At 44.9% G+C, this 5,249-nt stretch carries 7 protein-coding genes; 4 read left to right on the top strand and 3 right to left on the bottom strand.

All coding sequences use genetic code 11. The annotated features are described in order from the left end of the window. The coding region (locus A3750_RS10470; protein ID WP_068548248.1) for an L-threonylcarbamoyladenylate synthase at positions 1-430 on the top strand (430 nt) is incomplete at its 5' end. A gap of 138 nt (positions 431-568) precedes the next feature. Here the strand turns inward: A3750_RS10470 and A3750_RS10475 are convergent. Both A3750_RS10475 and A3750_RS10480 read right to left on the bottom strand, forming a co-directional pair. Next, complete coding sequence (locus A3750_RS10475; protein ID WP_068457504.1) at positions 569-1,171, bottom strand: hypothetical protein; 603 nt, start codon at positions 1,169-1,171, stop codon at positions 569-571. Positions 1,172-1,377: 206 nt separating this feature from the next. After that, positions 1,378-1,596, bottom strand: a complete 219-nt coding sequence (locus A3750_RS10480; RefSeq protein ID WP_156492494.1) for a hypothetical protein — start codon at positions 1,594-1,596, stop codon at positions 1,378-1,380. Positions 1,597-1,902: 306 nt separating this feature from the next. Here A3750_RS10480 and A3750_RS10485 point away from each other — a divergent pair, with 306 nt between their 5' ends. The 3 genes from A3750_RS10485 (at position 1,903) to A3750_RS10495 (ending at position 3,519) form a co-directional block, all read left to right on the top strand. Further along, positions 1,903-2,388 carry a hypothetical protein gene (locus A3750_RS10485; RefSeq protein WP_068453108.1) on the top strand — a complete coding sequence of 162 codons (486 nt, stop codon included), beginning with the start codon at positions 1,903-1,905 and terminating at the stop codon, positions 2,386-2,388. 133 nt (positions 2,389-2,521) lie between these two features. After that, the gene (locus A3750_RS10490) at positions 2,522-3,031 is read left to right on the top strand and encodes a biopolymer transporter ExbD (RefSeq protein WP_068453111.1); all 510 of its coding nucleotides are present in this window, start codon (positions 2,522-2,524) and stop codon (positions 3,029-3,031) included. Beyond that, entirely contained in the window at positions 3,028-3,519 is a 492-nt protein-coding gene (locus A3750_RS10495; RefSeq protein ID WP_068453114.1) for a biopolymer transporter ExbD, read from the top strand. The genes A3750_RS10490 and A3750_RS10495 overlap by 4 nt, the downstream gene beginning before the upstream one ends. A 49-nt stretch (positions 3,520-3,568) precedes the next feature. Here A3750_RS10495 and A3750_RS26085 read toward each other — a convergent pair. Next, positions 3,569-5,249: hypothetical protein (locus A3750_RS26085; protein WP_197474994.1), on the bottom strand; the 1,681-nt coding region annotated here is incomplete at its 5' end.

Below are 5,249 nucleotides of genomic sequence, written 5' to 3' on the forward strand. Positions count from 1 at the left end.
CTTTACTTTAGTGTGTAGAGATCTCAGTGATATCGCAGTATATGCCAAGGTAAATAACGGGCAATATCGGCAAATTAAGGCGCATACTCCCGGGCCTTATACTTTCATTCTAAAGGCCACTAGTGAGGTTCCTCGCCGCTTAATGAACCCCAAGCGACGTCAAATTGGCATCCGTATTCCTGATAACAAAATCACCTTGGCGTTGGTAGAAGAGTTAGGGCACCCGTTAATGAGCACTACTCTCAGCCTTCCAAATGAAGAGCTTCCCATGACGGACCCATACGATATTCGGGCTAGCCTTGAGCACAGTTTAGACTTAGTGATTGATGGCGGTTTCTGTGGGTTTGAGGCCAGTTCGGTAATTGATCTGTCAGACGAAGAACCGGTTGTTCTGCGACGTGGTTGCGGTGATGTAACAGCCTTTGAGTAAGTCATCTAAGTCTGAGCATATGCGCAAAACAAGTTTGAAGAGGCATTGTAAACGGGCGGTCTTGATTCATCAGACAGGTGGACGCCTTACCTCTAAGAGATAATGTCCACCCTATTATTAAAGCTAGCGAATATCCTGCTATGCCTGACTAGAATCGGCTTGGGATTGAAGGCTCTGAAAGCGCAGGGTCAAATCTCTTAACCGGTTAAATTCATCTTGTTCGCTTATTAAACTTTCAAATACTTGATTGCTTTGGCCGTAAGCTTGCGAGAGTTTTGATACATTGTCGGCATATTCTAGAGTAGGGTGTTGCTTGCTTACTGAGCGATAGGCATTTACAAAGTTTTGATCCTGATTCAGATCGAAACTTATTCTTTCAAGCTTGCTATTCACAACCGCTCCTTGCGCGACAATACCGCCCGATACTGATGTTTGTATGGTTAATGCCGTATTGGCAGGTAATCCATATTCCGAAAGCTTGTTTGTAATGACCTGCTGGATATAGTTTCGCTCGTTGCCAATTTCCCTTTTTAAAGCCGTTATTTCGACTTGTTTCGACTTGCTTTGCGCCTCTGTACTCAAGCTCACAGCGTCGTCATTCTTAACTAATTCTTCTTGCACGTTTGGCGGTGCTGTCGCTTGTTGCAAACTGCTCGTGGGATCGGGACTGAGTGACTTGAAGGCATTTTTCAGCTGGAGGCCTAGCTCAAGTACGGCATCTCGCGGTGAAATTTGACTCATTGTTCTGCAACCTATTGGTTTTCGGAAAGAGTTTGCCGGAAATTCGGCAAACGACTCGACACCAATGAATAGATGCAAACACAATACCAGCTTGATACTCCTTCGATGATCTTTGGAGCCGATTGCTGTATGGGAAGACGCAGAGGGATTAAATTAGGTACGAAGAGGCTGTTGCTCGGCAGGAAACCGAGCACAGTGATTATTCTCTAGTGGCTTTCTTCTTGTTGAGAATAAAGCTTCTCGATCCAGGCTAAAGCACCGATGGATAGCGCAATAACGAGGGTCATCAGGCCGTAACCTTCGGTCGTTTTTTCAGTAATACAGTGCATAAGAAACATAAAGATATCGAGCACGATAAGAGCAAACAGCCCTCCTGTAATGTACTCACCTTGTTCTTTGTACCAATTTGCGAATTGTTCGCCCATTTGATGACTCCACATTGTTTTTATTTGATGAGCTAACTGTTTGTTAGCGTCAGAAGGAGCGATCGACAACATTCTGATTGCATGATCAAAAAGTATACGTAGAGCACGCACTAAATTACAAGGTTATTGTCTTATTCTCTTTTAGCTGATGATGCATTGGTCATGCATCGCATTAGTGTCGCAGTTAGAACAAAAAGTAACCAAACAAAGATTGCGAGCGAAAAGAGCGTCTTCTATATAACGTAACGTAGTTCAATATTATCCCGAGACCTAGTCGAAATTTCGCGTTTGTTTTTGGAGGGGAATATGTTTAAAGGGGTTCAACGCTTAGTTAAGTGGATGCGACATGGAGAGAATTACGGAGTTGTCGCTCCAAATCTTTTTACGTCCTATGAGCTTAAACTGTCGGGTGCGTTACTCGTTCTCGCAGTGGTACTGATCTGGTCGTTAGCGCGAAACGGCGCTGAGGAAGGGATCTTTGGTGTTGCGTTAATCGGTGGCCTGGCATTTTACTTGTCCTATGTGAAGTATTATCGCGCATACAAGCCTGCGATGGATCGATGGGGTATTAGGGAACTGTGCAATCCGAACCATCCTCGGCAAGAATATCGAGTAGCTCAGCGTGATTTAGAAATCTCTCCGGATGAAGTCAAACTGATTGCTATGCAGCATGGCGTGAAAGTCGTTTGTCATGACGCTCCCACTAATCCAAATGTGCAGGTCTATGAGTTGCAGCGAAATTACGAACATCGCCTGTACGCGGAGAGATGGCGCGCGCGAATGAAAGATTGATCTGAACCGGTACGTATTACATTTCTGCCTAAAAACCGAATCACGAGTGCGAGTGAGATTGTGCGCTGTATGCTTGCTTGGCAGAGTCAGCGCCCTATAATAAAAACACGCTTATTTACTATGTTTGGACCCAATGATTCGAAGGCATCGTCGCCCCGTACAAGATTCCGACTTGGACATCACTGCGTTCATGAACTTAATGATTGTGTTGGTGCCCATTCTGCTCATGAATCTCATCTTCGCGCAAACTTCTATTATTGAGCTAAATTTTCCTCGTTCAGAGTCTGAGACACCGATTGATCCTGAGCAATTTGATCTTAGTGTTGCAATTTATCAAGACAGTATTGATGTGCTGGAAGGTTCTAGTGCATTAATCAAACGCATCGATAATGCTGAAGACGGTGTTGATCAAGACAAGCTGAGCGCAGTAATGCAGGAACTCAAAAAACGTGTCCCTGAAGAGCGTAGTGTATCGATATTGGCTGAGGCCGGCACGTCTTATCAAAAAATCGTTGCTGTCATGGATTCTGTCAGCTCATATAAAACGGTGGTCGCGGGAGACGTGGTTCGCGCGGAATTGTTTCCTGATATTGGGATCGCTGATGCTCCAGAGGAGCGTCTTGGGGCAGGTTCGACCCCATGAAGCAGTCTGCAAAAGCGAAGCGCATTGCGCGACATAAGAAGCGAGGGTTAGCTTCAGGAAAGCTTAATCTCGTGTCGTTAATGGATATATTCACAATCCTTGTGTTTTTTCTGATGGTGAACTCGAGCTCCGACGTTCAGGTCCTTAATAGGGATGGGAAGATTGATTTACCTATTTCCAGTGCAGAAAGATTGCCAGATGAGACCCTGGTGATCACTGTCAGCCAAGACGCCATTATCATAGCGGGCCGCGAGATCATCTCTCGCAGTGATTTTAGCGCTTTTAATGGAGACATTGAGCCAAAGGTTGCAGGGGAGTTGAGGTATCAATTAAGTCGCAGCACTCAGTCTGAACAATCGCGGCCGATCACTGTAATGGCCGATAAAGATCTGCCTTATTCCTTTCTTAAAAAGTTGATGTCTACTTGTATCGAAACAGGGTATACCACGGTTGCTTTAGCGGTAAATCGGAAGGCTCAGGCTAGCTGATTTTTTCGCTTGTCTATTCTTTGTATTCTCTTCGAGCTTGACCTTACCGTCAGGGTAGGATGAAGGGTAACCAATCCGGGGCGATTGTGTCGTCAGAAACGAGTGTAAATGACCATTCCGAATCTGATGGATTGAAATAGTAGGCTTTGAGTTTCGCGTCATCTTCAAAGCTTTCTCGAACCCAAATCATGCCAAAACGCTCACCGATGATTGCTGCTTCTTCGATGATTGCAAAATCGGCATCGATCGTACCTTTCAACTCGCCTTGGCCGTTATTTTCCAATGCATCGAAGGTATAAATTTTGGGTGAGCGCAGGACTCCGCCACTTGTATCATCTGCGTGTAGGATCAGCTGTTCAGTCTTATCTTGGAGGTAGTTCTTTAACGACAACCATGCGCTGTCTTCAATGGCAGGAATAAATTTAAGCGTCCCGTTGTCATGACTTTGAACGAAACGGTTGTCGATGCCGCCTGATGCCACCATGTGGTAGTCGAAATGATTCTGGTAAGCAAAGGTCTGGATTGCCTCTGTTTGGCCAACAATCGGTCGCTTTGTACCATTGCTTTCGATCAGAGATAAGGTCTCGTATTGATCGTCATTTTCTTTTAGAAGAATGTACTCTTCAGAGGGAATCAGAGCATTATTTACATCCTCAAGAACTCGTACCTGACTCTCTGAACCATTCGAGTCAACCAGCTTGAGGTCTAGCCCATCAATGATCGCTACAGAGTTGCTGTCTAGAATGTTGATATTTGTTTCATCAGCACCGGGGGATATGGTCCATTCATACACTGGAGTGGAGAGGCTATTTCTTCTGTCAGCTTCCAGAATTAAGTCGAAAGCCTCTCGCTCTGATAATTTGAGTAATTGATTTCCGAAGGCGATAAAGTAAGGATCGTCTGTTTGGATTGATGGGTTTAACACTTTGGCCGATTTAAGCGACGAGTCGACGGAAGCAAGCTGCTCGCTCCAATATTGATATGTGTCCGTGTTATCAACATCGATTGGGCGTTGCAGACTCCATCGGTCAGTGTCGTTTGTAGCTTGAGGGTTAAGCTCAAAGTTGTAATTGAGAAAACCGTAGTTTGATGCTTGAGAATCGGTGATTAGAGTGCTTGATGAAAAGAAGCTCTCGTTCGTTGTTTCTCTTTGAGCCTTGTAGATCGGATACGTGATTTTGCGAATGTCATACTCAATCAGATCTGGGTCTTCGCTATCTCTTTTTACGGGCTGTCTGACAGAATATTGAGCGTCGCTATCGGTGGCTAAATTAAAGACGTAGTAGTTTAAATCGCTCGCGTCGTCGCAGTTATCCGTTGCTGTAATTCCATAAATCTTTAGCTCTTGTTTGATTTCATATTGGTCTGTCTTCAACCGCTCTATATCGGCGATTTCGCCTGCCAAAATTCGGCAGAACAGAGTGTCACCCACTCGATTGTCAGCACTGTCTAAGTCAAAAATAACCTGGTTTCGTCGAGAACTGGCATCATATAGAAAGAGTTTTGAGGGGGCGTCAGAACTAAGGTAAGCAAAAAATTCATAGGTAAGCCCACGATCATTAGGGAAGCGTTCGTCATCTCGATCACCTGAGAGATCACGATCAATCGCAGCTAGGCTTGTTATGTTTTCTAGAATCGTTTCGGTGCTGATTTCCGTTCTTGGTGATGGCAAAAACGGGTTTGTTACTTCGATCACCGTCACGGTGTCATTGTCGATCAAATACGCTTCT

It is taken from the genome of Oleiphilus sp. HI0079, assembly GCF_001635105.1.

Bases quoted from the DNA above. Each gene is read 5' to 3' on its own strand.
- A3750_RS10475 (WP_068457504.1), bottom strand. From the start codon at position 1,171: ATGAGTCAAATTTCACCGCGAGATGCCGTACTTGAGCTAGGCCTCCAG.
- A3750_RS10480 (WP_156492494.1), bottom strand. From the start codon at position 1,596: ATGGGCGAACAATTCGCAAATTGGTACAAAGAACAAGGTGAGTACATT.
- A3750_RS10485 (WP_068453108.1), top strand. From the start codon at position 1,903: ATGTTTAAAGGGGTTCAACGCTTAGTTAAGTGGATGCGACATGGAGAG.
- A3750_RS10490 (WP_068453111.1), top strand. From the start codon at position 2,522: ATGATTCGAAGGCATCGTCGCCCCGTACAAGATTCCGACTTGGACATC.
- A3750_RS10495 (WP_068453114.1), top strand. From the start codon at position 3,028: ATGAAGCAGTCTGCAAAAGCGAAGCGCATTGCGCGACATAAGAAGCGA.